The sequence below is a fragment of the Paenibacillus paludis genome (assembly GCF_042610515.1).
GTDB lineage: Bacteria > Bacillota > Bacilli > Paenibacillales > Paenibacillaceae > Paenibacillus_AQ.
Window position 1 is genome coordinate 400272 of record NZ_JBGJZP010000002.1, and the last position, 18321, is coordinate 418592.

An 18321-nucleotide genomic window follows, 5' to 3' on the forward strand; every position below is an offset into this window, starting at 1 on the left:
ATGGACTATAGGATGCAATTGGAAAAAGCATTGGTTTTTATTGAAAGCAATCTAAATAACGCTATCTCCGTTACTGATGTTGCTAAAGCAGCCTCCTATTCGTATTATCATTTCCATCGTTTTTTTCAAGCAATGATGGGAGAAACCGCAGGAAGTTATATACGCTCCAGAAGACTGACACAGGCCGCGAAGGAATTGCTATATACTAATAAAAGAATTTTAGATATTGCGGTTTCTCTGCAGTTTGAATCCCATGAAGCTTTCAGCCGGGCCTTTAAATCCCAGTATCATATGACACCGAATCAATACCGCAAAAACCGTGTAGAGACCATCCTTGGCAGCCGCAGGGAAATCACTAAACCTGAAATACTGCATCGGTGTAATTCTATTACGCTGCGGCCGCAAATTGTCGATGTTGAACCCAAACAGCTCGTTGGCATACGATTTCAAACTAGTGTTGCAAACAATCAAAGCGTTAGTAAGTGGGAATATTTCCAGTCTCGGGTTCATGAAATCCATCATGCGCTTCCTGACTCCTGCCGTTATGGCATCTTTGAGTCTGCACAAGGCTGTACATTTGATTCGTTCAGTGAGCAGAGCCAAACAAGCGAATTTATCGGAATAGAAGTAAACGAACCAAGCCTTGCTCCAGATAAAATGTGTTATAAAAAATTCCCCGGAGGAAAATACGCACGATTCACACACACTGGAAAGGTACACTCATTGTTTCAAAGCTATCAGTATATCTGGGGAGCTTGGCTGTCTGCAAGCGATGTAGAACTGGCTGCCAGGGATGATTTCGAATGCTATTCTGAACGGTTTCTAGGCGCGGATAACCCCGAATCTCAGATTGATATTTATTTTCCGATTAAATAATTAATCAGTGTCCATCTATCCCGGGGATTCATCATGAATTCTGATGCGATGGCTACGACTAGATCTTTTTCTGGAATACAGCAAATGACATTGCCGCCGTCTCCCATAGCTAAGTATGCGGAAACTCCATCCTCTTGGCGTAACCACCATAGGTAGCCGTACTTATTAGGGTTCATTGCTGTGGATTCGCGGGTCCATGCACCCGAAATAACCTCATGTTCGTCCCAAATGCCACCATTCAGATATAGGAGACCAAAACGTGCCATATCACGGGGACTTAGTGTAAGTCCCCAGCCTCCTGTGGAGTTACCGTTCGGATCTGCAACCCATCCCCTCACATTTTCCCCAAATAGATCCTCAAAGCCGAACGATTTCATTTTATAATCCGGAATTTCTTTCATCCCGATGGGTTTAAATAAACATTCGTTGGCAAACTCACGGGCACTTTTCCCTGTGCTGCGGGTGAGGATGGCGGAAAGCAGATGCGCCCCTGCGGTGGAGTACTTAAAGGTTCCAATACTACCTTGTTGGCCGAGAATATCCAAAGTGTATTTTACCCAGTCAGGCTGCATGCACATCTTGTCGAGCGGTTCTTGCCAGTCCTCAAATGAATAGGGAGCCGTCATCGTGAGTAGATGGCGTATACTGACTTCTTGTTTCTGCTTATCAGCCGAACCTTGAGCATATTCAGGGAAAAAATCGAGCACCTTCTGGTCTACATTGCGAATATATCCTGCATCTATGGCAATGCCAACGAGAGCAGATATGACACTTTTCGTTACAGAGGCTACATGGTGCGTATCCTCCGGGCCATAGCCGTTATAATAGTTTTCATAAGCCATGTATCCGTTTCTCACAACAACAATACCGTTTATATTGCTGTACTCCGATTTAATGATTGGATCAAGCGCTGTAAACTTCTCAGCATCCTTCCTCAAGGTTGCCGGGTCTGGGGCTTGCAGCCATTCTGAAGTGGGCCAGTAGTTTCTTTGCATGATAGACACCTCTCTACAAGACGTTTTTAAATTTTCTTTACAGGAAAATATATCTCGGTAACGTGATCCTCAGGACCGGTACCTTGATAAGGGTCGGTTACATAAATTTCATAGGGTGATTTCACCATTACATAGCCCTCATTCTCTATCCATTCCCTCAGCTTGGCATAGACCGAAGTCAATTCCGAATATGCTCCCTTTAAAACAGACTTCGCACACAGGCCTCCAGGCAGATTACGCGTTCCGTTTACCGTTTCTTTTACCGGGATGGCAAACTCGATATCATTGCTGGCCGGATTGTATTCAGCGCTGTGATAAATTGTCATTGGTGTACCCAGCGAGGTGAGTTTTTCAGTCGCAATCCTCTCATATAACCTGCTAAAATACTTTCCGTATCCAAAAGCATAGTCATCCCTGCTCATCATCTGACGCATATAAAGCATATTCATTGGCCGGGTTTCAACAAGTTGCACTTCGATATCGTCCATATAGGACATAATCGGCAGGCCCTTCTCTACATTTAAAATATCGTTGCTTATTTGTTGCAGTGTTTGTTCAAAAGCTTTCAGCTTGTCCTCTATTTCTCTTTTCTTGCGATCCAGGGCAGAACGAAGCTTCTCATCGGATTGATCCTCTTCCCAGTCCAGAAGAGCTTTGATTTCTTCCAGTGAAAAATGATAGGATTTCAAACGGTTGATAAAGAGCATCTTTTTAAGCTGCCTGATAGAATAATACCTATAGCCATTTTCCGGATTAATCTCATCAGGTTTAATTAATCCCATTTCATCATAATATCGGAGCGTTTTTGTAGATACTTCGCATATCTTCGAGAAGTCTCCAATCGAAAGCAAGCCGTCCCCTCCATTCCTTGTATTTGTATCCACTATGCACCTTCCCCTAAGGGCAAAGTCAACTACAAAATAATAAAGGCGCAGAGACCGGAATTAACGGCTTCTGCACCTCGTCAGTCTGAAATATTGCTTGCACCAGAGGTACATGCCGGGGCTGTCTCCCTGAATCCGCAGGAATTTGCGCATCACATGAAATGCAACCTTTTAGCCACTGGGAACGTTTGGTAGGTAACCCGGAGGTGTTCCTTATGAGAAAAGCAGCCTTGCTCGTTCTGTTGTTCACTCTGTTCCTGCCCGCCCCAAGCACATCAGCCTTATCCTGTGCACAACTGCTTTCCATGGAAGCGGCCTATGATACATACGATGGAGTTGTCATTGGACATGTGGAGGATGTCGTGCAAATCAGCTCCAACAACCAAATCCATATGACGGTAGTACGCAGTTTTAAAACGATCACGGAACCTTCCCTTGTCGTTGACGAAAATATGACTTGGGGTGCGATGAACGGCCCCAGCGAAGAAGGCAGTGATTATCTTTTTTTTCTGAAGCAAAAGGACGGCAAGTGGGAAAATCCGTTATGTTCCCCTTCCGTAAAGATTTCGGACGCCTACGTAGACCTGGAGTTTCTGAAGGATAAAGAAATCAGCATTTCCCCATCACCTAGTCCTACCGTGAGTCCAGCCGCTGAAAGTCCTTCGACTGCAAGTGCCGTCAATGCCGGTGCTGAACCAGCAGCCGGACAAGCTGGAGACAGCCGGCACCTCTGGATTGCTGCGGGGATAGCAGGTGTAGGCCTCATTACCGGATTGTTTCTTCTGCGCTATTTCAAGCGGAACAGGTAGCTTTTGCAGTTCTTCGACTGTAAAATTATCATCTTTATCAGGTTAATTGAAAATAGCGGTTGGCATTATGGTAGCAAATATCCTGAACGATGCCTCCAAGGAATGCAAGATCCCGCGGGGCCTCCCCACTGGTCACCCAGCCGCCGATATGGTTGCACAGAATCCGGCGGAAATACTCATGACGTGTATAGGACAGGAAAGACCTCGAGTCTGTCAGCATCCCTACAAAGCAGCTGAGCAGCCCCAGATTGGATAAGGAAGTAATTTGCTTGATCATTCCGTCCTTCTGGTCGTTGTACCACCAGCCGGAGCCGAATTGAATCTTCCCTTTGACTCCTTCGCCTTGGAAAGACCCCGCCATCGCAGCCAGCACATCATTCTGCACTGCATTCAAATTGTAGAGAATGGTCCGGGGAAGCTCGCCGGTCCGGTCCAGCCCGTCGAGCAGCTTGTATAAGTTGTCCGCGTAGCTGCGGTCACCGATGATGTCGAAGCCCGTGTCCGGACCAAGCTCCCGGAACATCCGTGTGTTCGGATTGCGGATCGCACCGATATGCAGCTGCATCGCCCAGTCGTGGGCGGCATATTTGCGGCCCATGGCTAAGAACAACGCTGTTGCGTACTGATCGCATTCCAGTCTGCTCAAGGTCTCGCCGCTCAGCCGCTTGCTGAAGATCGTCTCCAGTACAGATGGCGGCGCCTCAGCATAAGGAAGGTGTGAGAAGCCATGGTCAGAGATCATACAGCCCTGCTGGTCAAAGTATTCAATTCGCTCCAGCAGCGCGCGTTCCATCAGTTCATAGGAGGTGATGGCATACCCTACGGTCTGCTCCAGGTTTGCTACATAACCCGGAAAGGACTCCGCTTCAATCAGCAGTGCCTTATCCGGCCGGAAGGTCGGCGTCACCCCGGTCTTGAACTCTTTGTCTCCGGCAATCTGCTCATGGTACCGCAGATCATCCACCGGATCATCCGTCGTGCAGATCCATTTCACCCTGGAACGGGTAATCAGCCCCCGGGCCGTGAAGCCGTCCTGGGCAATCAAGGTGTTGCAGTGGTCATAGATCTTCCGCCAGTTGTCCTGACTCAGCTGCTCCTCTACGCCAAAGTAAGCTTTCAGCTCCAGCGCCGACCAATGGTACAGCGGGTTGCCGACAGTATAGGGAAGCACCTCGCTCCACTTGGCAAACTTTTCTTCATCAGAGGCATTGCCGGTAATATATCTCTCTTCGATCCCGAATGTTCTCAGCGCACGCCATTTATAGTGGTCTCCACCCAGCCAGACCTCGGCAATATTATTGAAACGTTTATTGTCGGCAATGGCTTTCGGGTCCAGATGGCAATGATAGTCGATAATAGGCAGAGCTTCCGCATACTCATGATAGAGTATCCGGGCCTCCTCTGACTGCAACAGAAAATCCTCATGAATAAAAGGCTTCATCCTTATGCTCCTTTACCCTTATTTCAGGTATTTCTCCAATGTGCTCCGCACAGCTCCCGGGCCGGCCAGCATTTCAAGGAACATACCCTCAATCTTCTCCCCAAGGCCGATGTCATAGAGCCGAACACCAAAGAGCTGCCCGTCTTCAAGAATTGGCCGCACATTTACCGCGGTAGCTCCGAGTGAAACTCCCTGCAAATGTCCTTGCAGCGCCTCAAGCAGCGGGTCCGGACTCAAGGTGAAAGGTTTGCCTTCATCATCTACTCCAAGCAGATAGCGGCACCAGACGGCAATCGCCAGCGGGATAGCTGTCAGCTGCGCCGGATCAAGCTCCTCCCGGCGGATATACGATTTAATGGTTTCTCCGAACCGTATGCCCACCTTCTGTGAGGTGTCGGTCGCGATCCGCTGCGGGGTATCAGGGATAAACGGATTGGCGAAGCGTTCTGTCAATACTTCGTCCAGGAACTGCTTTGGACTGAGAATCCCCGGATCCACTACGACCGGCAATCCCTCTTTGTAGCCGATGATTTCCACGAATTTACGCAGCGTATCATCCTTCATCTCATCGGCGATCAGGGTGTATCCAAGCAGACAGCCGGATACGGCAAGCGCGGTATGCAGCGGATTGAGGCAGGTTGTTACCTTCATCGTCTCCACGTTGTTGACTGTATCGCGATCGGTAAAGATAATCCCTGCTTCCTCCAGCGCCGGACGGCCATTCGTGAACTTGTCTTCAATCACCAGATATTCGCTGATCTCCGCGTTTACGAATGGGGCTGTATAGGTGTTCTTGGAAGTGACGATGACATCCATATCGCCGATTCCCTGTTCCAGCAGCGCCGCCTGGACCGTTTCGGACGGGCGCGGCGTAATTTTGTCGATCATGGACAGCGGGAAGGCGATTAACCGCTCGTCCTCCAGATAGGTCACAAATCCTTCTTCGACAAGTCCCTTGCCGGCCCACTCTTTGGCAATGGTCACGACACCGTTCTTCAGCTTATCGCCATTGTGAGAGCAGTTGTCCATGCTCACAAAGGTCATCGGGTATTGGCCCTTCAGGTAGCGACGGTAGGCCAGGGAAGCCACGATGCTCATCGCATGCGCCGGCTGCTCCGGCCCGCCTGCGATATCCTTCTCCACGATGCCGAGGTACTGTCCGTTCGGGCCTGTCAGTGAGTAACCCTTTTCCGTAATGGTGAAGCTGGCCATCTGCAGGCTGGGATTCTCGAACACCTCAGTCAGACGGCGGTAATCCGCTTCACGGTTCTTGTCAGCTGCGATTCCCTCAACAATGCTGCTGACGATCTTTTTCTGGAAATCACCGCGTGCGTTCATCAGCACGAGCAGTGTCAAATTGTCGTATGGCTTGTAGACCTTATCAATCATCTCAAAATCGAACGTTTCCGCCGCGATGATCCCGGTGTCCGCTTTGCCGCTGTCCAGCAGCTTCTGGTGGGCATTCGCCACGAATCCGCGGAAGATGTTGCCTGCACCGAAATGAACCCATTCCGGTTTCACCTGTGTATTCTTCGCCACTTGATCAAAGTCAAAGCGCGGAAGCTCTACACCCGCAGCCTTCCAGGCTGCTTCATCAGAGATACTGCTTCGGCTTAAGCGCAGCATTTAGTTCGCCCCCTTGACATTGTCAAGACTGTCCCATACGCCAAGGAGATACATGATGCCCATGGCTCTGTCATATAGGCCGTAACCCGGACGGCAGTTCTTCTCTTCGCCCCATAGATGCCGCCCGTGGTCCGGACGCACATAACCGGTATATCCATTCTCGTGATAGGCTTTGACGACTTCAGCCACATCCACACTGCCATCACGCCCGCGGTGCGACACCTCTATAAAGTCACCGTTCTCAAACACCTTCACGTTGCGGATATGGGCAAAATGAATACGGTCATGGAACTCGCGGATCATCGCCGGCAGGTCGTTCTCCGGATTCGTGCCCAGCGATCCTGTGCAGAAGGTGAGACCGTTGTAGGGACTGTCCACCAAATCCAGGAACCTGCGGATCATTTCCCGGTTGCGGATAATGCGCGGCAGGCCAAAGATCGGCCAGGCCGGATCGTCGGGATGGATCGCCATCTTGATGTCTACTTCCTCGCATACTGGAATAATGCGTTCCAGGAAGTATTTGAGGTTCTCGAACAGTTTATCTTCGGTCACATCTGCATAGGCTGCGAACAGCTCATCCAGCTTCGCCAGCCGCTCAGGCTCCCAGCCTGGCATTGTGAATTGTCCGGCGCCTTTCAGAATCCGGTCCACCATCTCACGCGGATTATCGGTAATGGCAGCCTTTTCATAAAAGAGGGCATTGGAGCCGTCCGGCAATTCCTTGTACAGCTCCGTGCGGGTCCAGTCGAATACAGGCATGAAATTATAGCAGATGACTTTTACGCCCACTTTGGACAATTTGCGGATCGTGTCGATATAAATATCGATATATTTATCACGGGACGGAAGACCGATTTTGATATCATCATGAACGTTGACGCTCTCCACCACAGCTGTGCTGAAGCCTTTGGCAGTGATTTGATCCGCCACTTCCTGGATCCGTTCCATTTCCCACACTTCACCGGCTACTTTATCGTGCAAAGACCAGACGATACCCATAACCCCCGGAATCTGCCGGATATGGTCAAGCGTAATGTTGTCATTGCCTTCACCATACCATCTCCACGTCATGTTCATTGATAGAACCTCCTCTGATTTAACCTCTGGTATCTTGTATACAAGATTTCCTTGATCATAAAATACAGCCATTAAGTTGTCAATATATCTTTCGAAAACATTATTGTTTACTTTAATAAACCTCTACAATGATGTATACTAGGTCTTAAAAACGACAATGGAGCAGGAGTACAATGTCAATTAAAGAAGAAATTATGAATTCGCTAAAGAACGAAATTCTTACCCTGACGCTGAAACCCGGTACCATTCTAAGTGAGACCGCCTTGTCCGAACGGTTTCAGATATCAAGAACACCTTTACGCGATGTGCTGAAGCAGCTCAGCCGGGAGTCCTACATTGATGTCTATCCCAAAAAGGGCAATTTGGTCTCTTATATTGACCTGGAGTCGGTCGAACAGATTATTTACCTGCGAAGCGTTCTGGAAAAAGAGATTATCAAATATCTGTCCACTCATCTTGTACTCAAAGGCGTACATGAACTGAAAGATATTTTGCAGCAGCAGAAAGCCGCCATCCATGAAGAATCGGCCACAGAGCAGTTTCTCCGCCTGGACGATGCATTCCACGCTGCCCTGTTCAGGTTAGCCGGCCGGGAGTTCCTGTGGAATCTGATTCAGCAGTCCAATGTGCATTATGAAAGATACCGCAGACTGCACATGCTGAGAACGGAGAAGCTGGAGGAAATCTGGAATGAGCATCAGCGTATCCTTGAATACATGATGCAAAAGGAAACCGAGTCCATTGATGCGTTGATTCATCACCATCTGCGGGAGGATATCAATTCGCTATACCTGCAGGAGAACTTCTCGGAGTACATCAGAGCATAAATGAAAAAGGGCTGTCTCCACAGTAGAAACATCTACTGTGGAGACAGCCCTTTATTGTTCGTACATGGACCAAGCATAGTGAAACCTATGTATCGTGCTCCAGCCTAATCCGTAATTCCAAAATCATGAAGCAGCTGCTGCTTGTCGAGCGCAGGCAGACCCAGCGGTTCGCGAAATTTCTGCAGCTTCACCAGCAGATCCTCTTCTTTGGCATAGACATAAGGGCTCTTCCAGACCGAATCCAGTGTAATCAGCTCACTGGATGAAGGCTTCATGGATTTATAATTCAGAATCCAGTCACGGAGCTGAACTTTGTCGATATCGGTGCGGATATTCTCCCCAAGGATGTCGATGATATCCCCCAGCTGAGCGAGCCCGTTAACAGAATCCAGCTTGCCCAGAATCAGGTTCAAGACCTCCTGCTGCCGCTCATTGCGGGATATATCTGAGGATTCTGCCGTTCCCCGGTTCGACTTGCGGTAACGGACGAAATCCAGCACTTCCTTGCCGCTTAAATGCTGCATCCCTTTAGTCAGATTAATGTTCGTTCCGTCCGCATTATCCACATAGCGCATATTCATCGGCACATCGATATCCAGTCCGCCAAGCTCATCCACTATGCTGCTGAACGCCTCAAAATTAACCAGAATCATATGGTCAATGTCGACCTGCAGAATGCTGCTGTAGAACTCCTTGGTCTTGCTTAGAACCTCACCTTTGTTATGTGAGTAATAATAAGCGTAATAATAATTGGCCTTATGCGTGCCGATATCACTGCTTGTGATCTTCATGTCACGGGGGATGGACAGGATGGACAGCTTTTTGCTCACAGGCTCATAGACCACCGGCATCAGCACATCCGTATTCAGCGTCCCTCCGCTGCCACTCCGGTTGTCCACACCAGCGAGTAAGAACGTGAGCGGTTTATTCTCATCCACGGCATCCGCAGCATCAGCCTCGGCCGAAGCTCCAGGCATAGGCGATGCAGGACTTGCCGTTTCACCGGGAGTCGTTCCCGATGCCGAAATCCGGTCAAGTGCCCGTTCAGCCTTATAATACAAAGTTCCTGCATAAACAGCTCCAGCGATCAGACACGTACCCAGCACAGCGGTTACACTAAGCAGCGTTTTGCGGTTACGTGATTTGCTGCGCTGCGCTTTCCTTCTCTTGCTTCGTTCTTGCATTCCCTTCCTCCTGTTTACTTTCATTAGTATAAGGAATTATAGCATAGACCGGTGTTAATGCTCAAAAAATGGCAGAGATCAAGCTGACCGCTTGTGCCTTTCACAAAATACTCTTTACAGGCAAGTTGCTGATTAAATAGCCTTCCGGCAGACAAAAACCGCAGCCAAACCGGCTGCGGTTTCCATCATTTGTAACCTGAACTATTTGCTTATGTGTGAAAATAATTACAGCTTGACCATTTGCCCCGTTTTCTGGGATTCGAATGCAGCCAAAATAACTTTCAGGGATCTCAGACCTTCTTCCCCAGAGATCGCCGGAGGTGTATCCGTTACGATGGATTTCACGAATTCATCAATGACACCACTCGGCACTTGTTTTTCGTTGGTCGCCATAGCACCCACTTTGTAGGTCTCGACCGTACCATTCGTAAGCTCTACGATCACTTCGTCACCCTCTACAGTACCAATCTTCATCACGCCATGCTCGCACCATAACACGGTACTGTTGTCTCCGCCTCTGTATTGTGTCCAGCTGGCAACCAGTGTTCCGATGGCGCCGCTCTTCATACGCAGGATGCAGGCTGCGTTATCATCGACTTCCGTGCCTTCTTTGTGCAAAGTGCTGATAAAGCCGGCAACTTCGGATACTTCGTCGTTCAGCAAATAACGGATAAAGTCTGATTTGTGTACGCCCAGGTCGCCCATCGCGCCCATGATTGCTTCTTCTTTGCGGAAAAACCAGCTGTCTGCACCGTCTACACTCCAGCCCTCCGGACCGGGGTGCCCAAAGGACGTGCGGAATGTAAGCACTCTGCCCAGTTTGCCGGAGTCGAGAATTTCTTTGGCCTTCACATGAGGCGGCATCAGACGCTGATTATGTCCAACCATCAGGTACACTCCGTTTTTACGGGCAGCTTCGATCATCTGCTCACCTTCTTCAGCGGAACATGCCATGGGTTTTTCCACCAGAACATGTTTGCCTGCATTGGCCGCCGCAATAGCCATTGAAGCATGCAGATAGTTCGGTGTACATACGCTAACCGCATCCACTTCTTCTTTAGCCAGTAATTCCTCGTAGCTGGCATAACCTTTGCCGCCATAGGTTTCGGCCATCTTCTCAGCGCGCTCAATGATAGGATCTGCAAAAGCAACCAGCTCTACGTGTTCACTCGCTGCATACTCTGGAATATGTCTGCGCTCGGCGATGGCGCCGCAGCCGAATACAGCAACTTTGATTTTTTTCATGTTAAATAGCTCCTTTAAGCAATGGATTATTATTGGTTTAAATAGTTTTGTTTGAGCCAGCTATAGCTGTTCGATATACTTTCAAGCGGCGGGTTCTGACAGACATCCTGCTCCACGATCAGCCATTGCACCCCCGCTTTCGCTGAGGCCTCAATAACCGCAGGCAGATTAACGGAACCTTGTCCCAATTCAAGCGTTATCATCTGACCCTGCTCGTCTGTACTGAAATCCTTCAGATGGAGAAGCGGCACACGTCCGGTATATTTGTGGATATACTCGATCGGATGCTGTCCAGCGAATTGAACCCAGCACACATCCATTTCCACTTGAACCGCAGCCGGTGTGGTTTGCATAAACATGCCATCAAATGCGTTATGTTCTCCGGCCTGTCCTATAAATTCAAAATCATGGTTGTGATAACCAAAGATCAATCCCTGCTTACTGACTTCAGTTCCTATTTCCTGCAGCTCGGAGAACAGCTTGCACCACTCCTCACTGCTTTGAGGACGATCCTCAGGCATTAGAAAAGGACAGATCATATACGCTGCACCGATAGTTTTGAGGTAATCAATCTCTTTTTGCAGATCCTTACGCATGGCTTCCAGCGAAACATGACTGCTGAATCCTTGGAGACCCAGCTCATCAAGCAGCGACTTCATTTGTTCAGCGGGAATATCTCCATACCCGGCAAATTCAACGCCTTGATAACCAAGCTCTGCCACCTTCCGGAGTGTTCCTTCGAAATCCAAAGCGGTTAGATCACGGAGCGTGTACAGCTGCAACCCGATATTGATCTTGTTCATGATAACAAGCACCTCTGTCTACTTAAAATTTTATTGTTCTCTCTGGTATCATTCTAGTGGAATACAGACTAAAATGAACATATACAATATCGACAGAACATGAACTATTTGCTCTGAATTCGTTGGGAGGGTCATATTCGTGGACACGTCTCTGCTCATCTGCGATCACTCATATCACTATAAGTCGTTTAACCACAATCTAAAGGGCGGATTACAGAATTACCTGTTCCGGCTGCAGACCGAAGGCTCCTGTGAAGTGACTTCACACGGCAAAGAGTACACCCTAAGCGGTGGTGATCTGCTGCTGCTCCGGCCAGGCGACGATTACCAGCTAACAGTGAAGGAACCGGATCATAAGGGACGCCTGTCCAGCGGAGACTATTATCTGTTCTGCGAAGGCCCCTGGATTGACGCCTGGTGGAAACGGAGGAACCGTCCGGTAGCTAACCGGATTGGCCTGGATGACAAGCTGATTGGCTTATGGCGCAACCTGCTGCTGGAGAAACGGCGCGGTTCGCTTGAAGAGGATACCGAGCTGAAGGATGTGCTGCTGCGCAGCCTCTGCCTGTATATTGACAGAGCGATTACCGAAAATGTACAGGCGGACCGGAAGGGTACGGCAACCCTGAAGCTCAAGCGGTTTATTGAAGAGCATGCCACGGTCACCTTTAAGCTTGAGGAAGCTGCCGGCTATGCCGGTCTTAGCCTGTCGCGGGCAGTAAGGCTGTTCAAGGAGCATTATGGCAAAACCATGATTCAATATGCGATTGAGATCCGGCTCAAAGCGGCTGTAGAACAGATCAAATACAGTGAATTGACGCTGGAGCATATTGCCGAAACTTGCGGCTTCGCCAGCTACTCTTATTTTCACCGCGTGTTCCGGGCTCACTTCGGCGTCTCTCCGTTAGAATACCGCTTGAAATGAGATTGAGCCGCTGGTAGGCATCACGGGCAAGGACACTCTGCTGTTCTGCACATCGCCCGCCAGACAGCAAAAAGGCTCAGTTTTCACTGAGCCTCTGCAAACATCAACGGGTACTCCTGATGCGAAAGCTTTATTTCCCCATGTAAAAACGCCGGTATCTCATTACTCTTTTATACATGGATTTATCCTTAAGCTGATTAAAGATATAGGGATCGGGATTCATGTTCACTTCAATAATCCATGGCGTCAGCGACCGGTCCAAACCGACATCTACACCAATTTGCCGAATCCGGGGGTAGGTTTTCTGCATATGAGCCGCCATGCGGGCACCAAGTCTATTTAATTCCTCTATCAGCTGCGCAAGCCTGCGCTCCGAAAGATGGGTCGAGAGCAATTTCTCAATCGCCATGGGTTTGCCGCCGCTGTGGTAATTCGTCACAATTTTGCCCGGATGCCCCAGCCGCCCAATGATCCCGGTAGCTTCCCATACGCCCTTGGGGCTTAACTGTACCATCACCCGGATATCAAAGCGCCGCCGGTTATGCTTCAGCAGGTGAATCCCTTTCTGAATTAAATAGCTCCTGCCGCCAGTCTTCTTCGCCAGACTTTTGTGAAAGGCCTCAAAGCTGTCGAAATGACGGACGGTTTCTTCATACTGGTAAGAAAAGCCCTGCCGTTCCCCCCGCTCCGCGCGGATGACCCCGTTGCCATAGGTTCCCCGTTCCGGCTTGACATAGATCATTCCATAGCTGTGAATCATCTGCTCCAGATTACGTTTGCTGAATTTCCGGGTGTCCGGAATAAAGGGCCTGATCGAAGCGTTGCGCAGCAGCAATTTGGTCTTGAGCCATTTGCTCTGCGGTAAGTTAGCGTGTTTTGCCTTCACTCATGCACTCTCCTGTCTGAGATGGGATGAATTCCCTCCCTGATTTACATAGTCACTGCATCCTATGCAGAAGAGGCCACGGCTGAATTAAGCATCTATCCCGTAATGAATAGATTATCTTTACGGTGATCTATGCCCGGTCATGAAGTGAATTCGCGGCATACATTAGTGCAGACGCTCATGTCAATTTGTGCATGGAGATGAACCTATGTCAGCAACCTCAGCAGGCTTAAGTGTTAGCGGTCCCGCGATAGATGTCCTTATTCCGGCGATTGAAAAGGACCTGGCGACCCTCCCTCATGTGATCGACAGTCTTCGCCGCTATGTCCGCCACCCCATCAGCAATATCTATATTGTCTCACCGAACAGCAGCAAGATCAGAAATCTGTGCTCACGCAAAAACTGTATCTTTGTCAATGAGACCACCGTTCTGCCGTTTACTAAAAAGGACATCCGTTATTCCTCCTCCCGCTGGAACCGTTCCGGCTGGCTGTATCAGCAGCTGCTTAAAATGAACGGTGATCATATCTGCCGGGAGAGTCATTTTCTGGTCATTGATGCCGATACGGTGCTGATTCGTCCCCACCGGTTCCGTACCGGGGGAAAGAGTATCTTTTATTGCCGCAACTGGAGCCAGCCGGAATATTTCCGCACCTACCGCAAGCTGCTGGGTACTGCCGCCCCTTCACCCAAATCCTTTGTCACCCATTACATGCTGTTTGAGAAAGCAAAACTGGCCGGACTAAAAAGAAAAATCGAAGCCCGGCACGGGATGTCTTGGCATGCCGCCATTATCCGCAGTATCGACAAGAAGAAACAGTTCGGCTTTTCCGAATTTGAAACCTATGCCAATTATGTCTATAGCGGAAACAGCGCCGCTGTGATATTGAAAAATGCCAACAATAAGTCTCTAAAAACCTCAGCCGCTTCTCTGGGAAAAGCGCAGATTCGGAAGTATGCCCGTACCTACCGTTCGCTTTCCTTCCATCAGCGTAAAGGATATTCCACTCCACCTAAGCATTAAGGAGGCAGACAGCCGTGCATACCATTCTTTTATGCGGCGGTTCCGGACAGCGGCTGTGGCCGCTGTCCGGACGGATCCGTTCCAAAATGTTTCTAGAGCTGCTTCCCGCACCGGGCGGAGGCACAGAGTCCATGCTTGGACGGGTATGCCGCCAGCTCAATCACTGCGGACTGGGTGAATCGGCGTTGTTCGTGACGCATAAGGATCAAATGGCTCTGACCCGGCGGTATACCGGAAATGGATACCCGGTAATCGGGGAGCCTTATAAGCGCGGTACTTTCACCGCCGCCGCGCTTGGGGCACTCTACTTGCACTCCACCGGAAAAGCTAAACCCGAAGATACCCTCTGCGTGGCTCCGGCGGATATGTTTGCGGATGATGCGTTCTTCCGTTTATTTCATCAGTTCACGGATACATTGGCCGCTTCACAGGCAGACCTTGTTCTGCTTGGGACAAGGCCCACCCATCCCTCGGACCAGTACGGCTACATTGTCCCGGGAAAGGGGAAGACTTCCGCCTATTCGCCCGTCATTTCTTTTGAAGAAAAGCCGGTCATCTCTAGAGCCCGTGAACTGTTACAGGAACATGCGTTATGGAACTGTGGAGTTTTTGCTTTTTCACTGCGCTTTATGCTGTCGCATCTGGAACAAATGGGGCTGCCTATTGACCTCGCCGCATTTACAGACGCGTACCCCGGATTCCCGGTCCGCAGCTTTGACAAGGAAGTGGCTGAGCGCAGCAGCAAAGCCGTCGTGCTGCCGCATGAAGGCGAGTGGCGTGATCTGGGAAGCTGGGAAACACTGACTGCCCAGCTGAATCATCATGTAATTGGTGCAGGGGGCATTTGGGGAGAGTCGGGTCATACCCATATTGTCAATGAATTGAACATTCCGCTGCATGTGATTGGCGTACCCGGCATAGTTGCCGTAGGAAGTCCCGAGGGCATTCTGATTGCCGGCAAAGCAGAAGCAAATGCCATTAAAGAAATCCTCCAAGACGTTTCCGCTGCACCGAGGTATGGGGAAACTGAATGGGGGAGCTTTACCGTGCTGGACGAGGCAACCAGCGGTTCGGGGCTTGTGCTTACAATTAAATTGTCCCTGCTGCCGGATCATGCCCTGCCTGAAATGCCCTGTCTTCATTCCAGCAAGAGCTGGATGATAGTGTCCGGTCATGGAGAAGTCGTTCTGAACGGATCGGTTGCTGCGGCCCGCACAGGTGAGATATTTACAATGATTCGGGGAGATCGGCATGGAGTCAGGGCTTTCACCGCCATGAAACTGATTGAGATACGGACTCTCGAAGAACAGAATGATGATGACGATAGAATCTACGACTCGTAATCAGGGATGAAAGGGTTAGAAAACGCTATCTCATTTTGAGGAGATCATCCGTTTCGGTGAAGTCATCCAATGAATTCTTTTCCAAGTAGGCCATCGTTGCCTCGGGCAGTTTGATATAGCACATTGAAACTGCCCAGGCGACGGCCATTTTCACATAATATCCGTCATGCTTGTATAACCGGATTACATATCAACTTGACAGAGTCAAATAGTCATTATACAATATTCAACGTTGAGTAATGGAGGTGGAAAACGATTGACACGATTACTTGTACTTGGAATGCTGAATGTTCAGCCTATGTCTGGTTATGATGTACAGCAGGGGCTGCAGATGACAGATGCGGAACGCTGGGGTGGGGTGCTGATCGGTTCTATTTATCATGCACTGAAAAAAATGGAGCTGGAGGGTTATGTTGCGGTCACAAGCATTGAACAGACCGGGCATCGCCAAAAGGCGATTTACACCATTACTGAATCCGGAAAACAGTATCTGCAGGAGCTGATCAGCGATGCGCTAAAAGCTTCTTCTGTGCTATACCCTTCGAAGATGTATTCCGGTTTATCCTTTTATGAAAAACTGTCGCCGGAGGAATGCCGAAGAGCATTAGAACAGCAGCGCAGCACTCTACAGGACGAATACGACGCTGTGAAGCAAGGTTTTGAAGCCAAAGATGCAGCCATGCAGCATAACATCCCTCCAATGGTCATGTTGATCATGGATAATATGTTCGCCATTATCCGGCAGCAGCAGGATTTTGTTGAAAAGGCGCTGGCGCTTTTGGATACGCAGGAATAAACACTCTCCCTCATAACTGAGGGAGAAAAAAATGCCCCTATACTCAACGATGAATAAACAATGTGAAGTAAAGGAGAGTGGAAAGAATGAACCTCATTGAAGCCAAAGGTATCCACAAGCAATTCCGTAACCGTGAGGTAGTAAAGGGAATTGACCTGGAAATCAGGCAAGGAGAAGTTCTTGCTCTGATTGGCACAAACGGAGCCGGAAAATCAACCACCTTGGCGATGCTGTTGGGGATATTGCAGCCGGATTCCGGCGAAATCACACGCTGGAGGGACGATTACCGTGCACATATAGGTGTGCAGCTCCAATCGACTCCATTTTTTGAAGGATACACAGCTGAAGAGAATCTTGCACTTTTTGCGGCACTTTATCATGTGAAGCTAAGCAAGGCGCAAATACGAAACAAGCTGGAGGAATGCAACTTAGCAGATGCAGGAAAAACACCAGCCGCCCGTTTGTCCGGCGGACAGCAAAAGCGGCTTGCCATTGCAGTCACTGCGATACACAATCCCGATTTAATTGTTCTTGATGAACCAGCGGCTGGGCTTGACCCCCGGGCACGTCAAGAGATTAGAAGAATGATTGAGCGGCTTGCCGGGAACAAAGTGACTGTGCTGTTCTCCTCTCATGATATGGAGGAAGTATCCCGTATCGCTGACCGCTTGATTTTGATGGACAACGGACAAATCATTGCTGAGGGACAACCGGAAGACTTGTTGCAGCAATATCATGCTGAAAAACTGGAAGATCTATATCTTCAGTTGACCGATAATGCTTAGATTGGGAGGAAAATACAATGAAAACTATCTTCAAACTTACGCTTAAATCAGCAACCCGTGATCCATTTTTATTATTTTGGTCGATTGTGTTACCGATAGGCGGAACCATTGGCTTGGGAATGTTTATACAATCTCCGGATTACCCTGAGCGCATACTAACCGGCATGATGGCTGTCAGCATTTTGTTCTATTCGTTCATGACCACATCCTTCGCGGTCCTGACACAGCGCCGAAGAGGTGTATACAATCTGCTGCGTGTAACCCCTATGTCTCTCTGGAAATATATATGCAGTATTTCAGGTGCATGGACACTGACTTCTCTTGTGTGTGCAATCCTCGTATTGATATCAGGTATTTTTGTTTTTGAGCTGAATATTGCAGTACGTTCGATTGTTGCATTGATACCGGTGATAATTATCGCTACGATTGGCTATGTTTTCCTGAGCTTTTTTGCCGCCAGCCTGAGCCGGACGGAGAGCAATGTAAGTATCCTAACGAATATGATTACTATTCCGCTATTGCTTTGCAGCAGCGCATTTTACTCCTTGGATAATGCCCCGGGCTGGGTGCAGATGCTCAACCGGATTAACCCTTTTCAATGGTTTATCAACGGATTACGCAATTCTCTGGCCTTGGAGTGGTCCGGCTACTTTATAAGTATGGGGCTATTGTCACTGGTGGGGATTGCCACCTTTTTATTGGCATTAAGAACATTCAGATATGCTGATATATAAGTATCCCGCAGATCTAAACAGCGGCAGTCCAGACAGAAAAACACGCCCAAAATGCCGCTGT

At 49.1% G+C, this 18321-nt stretch carries 18 protein-coding genes; 9 read left to right on the forward strand and 9 right to left on the reverse strand.

Annotated features, from left to right (window positions below; genetic code table 11):
- Complete coding sequence (locus ACAN56_RS05185; protein ID WP_379140910.1) at positions 1–876, forward strand: effector binding domain-containing protein; 876 nt, start codon at positions 1–3, stop codon at positions 874–876.
- Here ACAN56_RS05185 and ACAN56_RS05190 read toward each other — a convergent pair.
- Together ACAN56_RS05190 and ACAN56_RS05195 are read right to left on the reverse strand one after the other, a co-directional pair.
- On the reverse strand, positions 858–1871 hold the full coding sequence (locus tag ACAN56_RS05190; RefSeq protein ID WP_379140912.1) for a serine hydrolase domain-containing protein: 1014 nt from the start codon (positions 1869–1871) through the stop codon (positions 858–860). The two genes, ACAN56_RS05185 and ACAN56_RS05190, sit on opposite strands and share 19 nt — an antisense overlap.
- Positions 1872–1897: 26 nt before the next feature.
- Entirely contained in the window at positions 1898–2722 is an 825-nt protein-coding gene (locus tag ACAN56_RS05195) for a MerR family transcriptional regulator (RefSeq protein ID WP_379141407.1), read from the reverse strand.
- A gap of 248 nt (positions 2723–2970) precedes the next feature.
- Between ACAN56_RS05195 and ACAN56_RS05200 the strand changes: the two genes are divergently transcribed.
- On the forward strand, positions 2971–3564 hold the full coding sequence (locus tag ACAN56_RS05200) for a hypothetical protein (RefSeq protein WP_379140915.1): 594 nt from the start codon (positions 2971–2973) through the stop codon (positions 3562–3564).
- Between the two features lie 37 nt (positions 3565–3601).
- Here the strand turns inward: ACAN56_RS05200 and uxaC are convergent, their stop codons facing one another.
- The 3 genes from uxaC to uxuA are packed head-to-tail and all read right to left on the reverse strand — an operon-like array spanning position 3602 to position 7708.
- Positions 3602–5005: a glucuronate isomerase gene (gene uxaC, locus ACAN56_RS05205; protein WP_379140917.1), complete on the reverse strand. Its 1404-nt coding sequence runs from the start codon at positions 5003–5005 to the stop codon at positions 3602–3604.
- A gap of 18 nt (positions 5006–5023) precedes the next feature.
- Positions 5024–6631 carry a mannitol dehydrogenase family protein gene (locus ACAN56_RS05210; protein ID WP_379140920.1) on the reverse strand — a complete coding sequence of 536 codons (1608 nt, stop codon included), beginning with the start codon at positions 6629–6631 and terminating at the stop codon, positions 5024–5026.
- Positions 6632–7708, reverse strand: a complete 1077-nt coding sequence (uxuA, locus tag ACAN56_RS05215) for a mannonate dehydratase (protein WP_038595175.1) — start codon at positions 7706–7708, stop codon at positions 6632–6634.
- A gap of 173 nt (positions 7709–7881) precedes the next feature.
- On the opposite strand from uxuA, the gene ACAN56_RS05220 reads away from it, so the two are divergent.
- Complete coding sequence (locus ACAN56_RS05220; protein ID WP_038595176.1) at positions 7882–8535, forward strand: GntR family transcriptional regulator; 654 nt, start codon at positions 7882–7884, stop codon at positions 8533–8535.
- Positions 8536–8639: 104 nt separating this feature from the next.
- On the opposite strand, the gene ACAN56_RS05225 is transcribed toward ACAN56_RS05220, so the two are convergent.
- From ACAN56_RS05225 to ACAN56_RS05235, 3 genes are all read right to left on the reverse strand, one after another.
- Positions 8640–9719 (reverse strand): LCP family protein, encoded by a 1080-nt coding sequence (locus ACAN56_RS05225; protein WP_379140923.1) that lies wholly within the window; start codon positions 9717–9719, stop codon positions 8640–8642.
- Positions 9720–9944: 225 nt separating this feature from the next.
- Positions 9945–10964: a Gfo/Idh/MocA family protein gene (locus ACAN56_RS05230; protein WP_379140925.1), complete on the reverse strand. Its 1020-nt coding sequence runs from the start codon at positions 10962–10964 to the stop codon at positions 9945–9947.
- A gap of 29 nt (positions 10965–10993) precedes the next feature.
- Positions 10994–11767 carry a sugar phosphate isomerase/epimerase family protein gene (locus ACAN56_RS05235; RefSeq protein WP_379140927.1) on the reverse strand — a complete coding sequence of 258 codons (774 nt, stop codon included), beginning with the start codon at positions 11765–11767 and terminating at the stop codon, positions 10994–10996.
- Between the two features lie 139 nt (positions 11768–11906).
- Between ACAN56_RS05235 and ACAN56_RS05240 the strand changes: the two genes are divergently transcribed.
- On the forward strand, positions 11907–12692 hold the full coding sequence (locus ACAN56_RS05240) for a helix-turn-helix transcriptional regulator (RefSeq protein WP_038595183.1): 786 nt from the start codon (positions 11907–11909) through the stop codon (positions 12690–12692).
- Positions 12693–12822: 130 nt separating this feature from the next.
- On the opposite strand, the gene ACAN56_RS05245 is transcribed toward ACAN56_RS05240, so the two are convergent.
- Positions 12823–13578 (reverse strand): YheC/YheD family protein, encoded by a 756-nt coding sequence (locus ACAN56_RS05245; protein ID WP_379140929.1) that lies wholly within the window; start codon positions 13576–13578, stop codon positions 12823–12825.
- Between the two features lie 208 nt (positions 13579–13786).
- Between ACAN56_RS05245 and ACAN56_RS05250 the strand changes: the two genes are divergently transcribed.
- The 5 genes from ACAN56_RS05250 (at position 13787) to ACAN56_RS05270 (ending at position 18260) form a co-directional block, all read left to right on the forward strand.
- Positions 13787–14602 (forward strand): DUF6492 family protein, encoded by an 816-nt coding sequence (locus ACAN56_RS05250; RefSeq protein ID WP_038595188.1) that lies wholly within the window; start codon positions 13787–13789, stop codon positions 14600–14602.
- 14 nt (positions 14603–14616) lie between these two features.
- Positions 14617–15945, forward strand: a complete 1329-nt coding sequence (locus ACAN56_RS05255; RefSeq protein ID WP_052092237.1) for a sugar phosphate nucleotidyltransferase — start codon at positions 14617–14619, stop codon at positions 15943–15945.
- A 256-nt stretch (positions 15946–16201) separates the two neighbouring features.
- Positions 16202–16741: a PadR family transcriptional regulator gene (locus tag ACAN56_RS05260; RefSeq protein WP_038595191.1), complete on the forward strand. Its 540-nt coding sequence runs from the start codon at positions 16202–16204 to the stop codon at positions 16739–16741.
- An 86-nt stretch (positions 16742–16827) separates the two neighbouring features.
- Positions 16828–17526 (forward strand): ABC transporter ATP-binding protein, encoded by a 699-nt coding sequence (locus tag ACAN56_RS05265; protein ID WP_379140932.1) that lies wholly within the window; start codon positions 16828–16830, stop codon positions 17524–17526.
- Positions 17527–17543: 17 nt separating this feature from the next.
- Positions 17544–18260 carry an ABC transporter permease gene (locus ACAN56_RS05270; RefSeq protein WP_038595194.1) on the forward strand — a complete coding sequence of 239 codons (717 nt, stop codon included), beginning with the start codon at positions 17544–17546 and terminating at the stop codon, positions 18258–18260.
- Positions 18261–18321 lie beyond the last annotated feature (61 nt).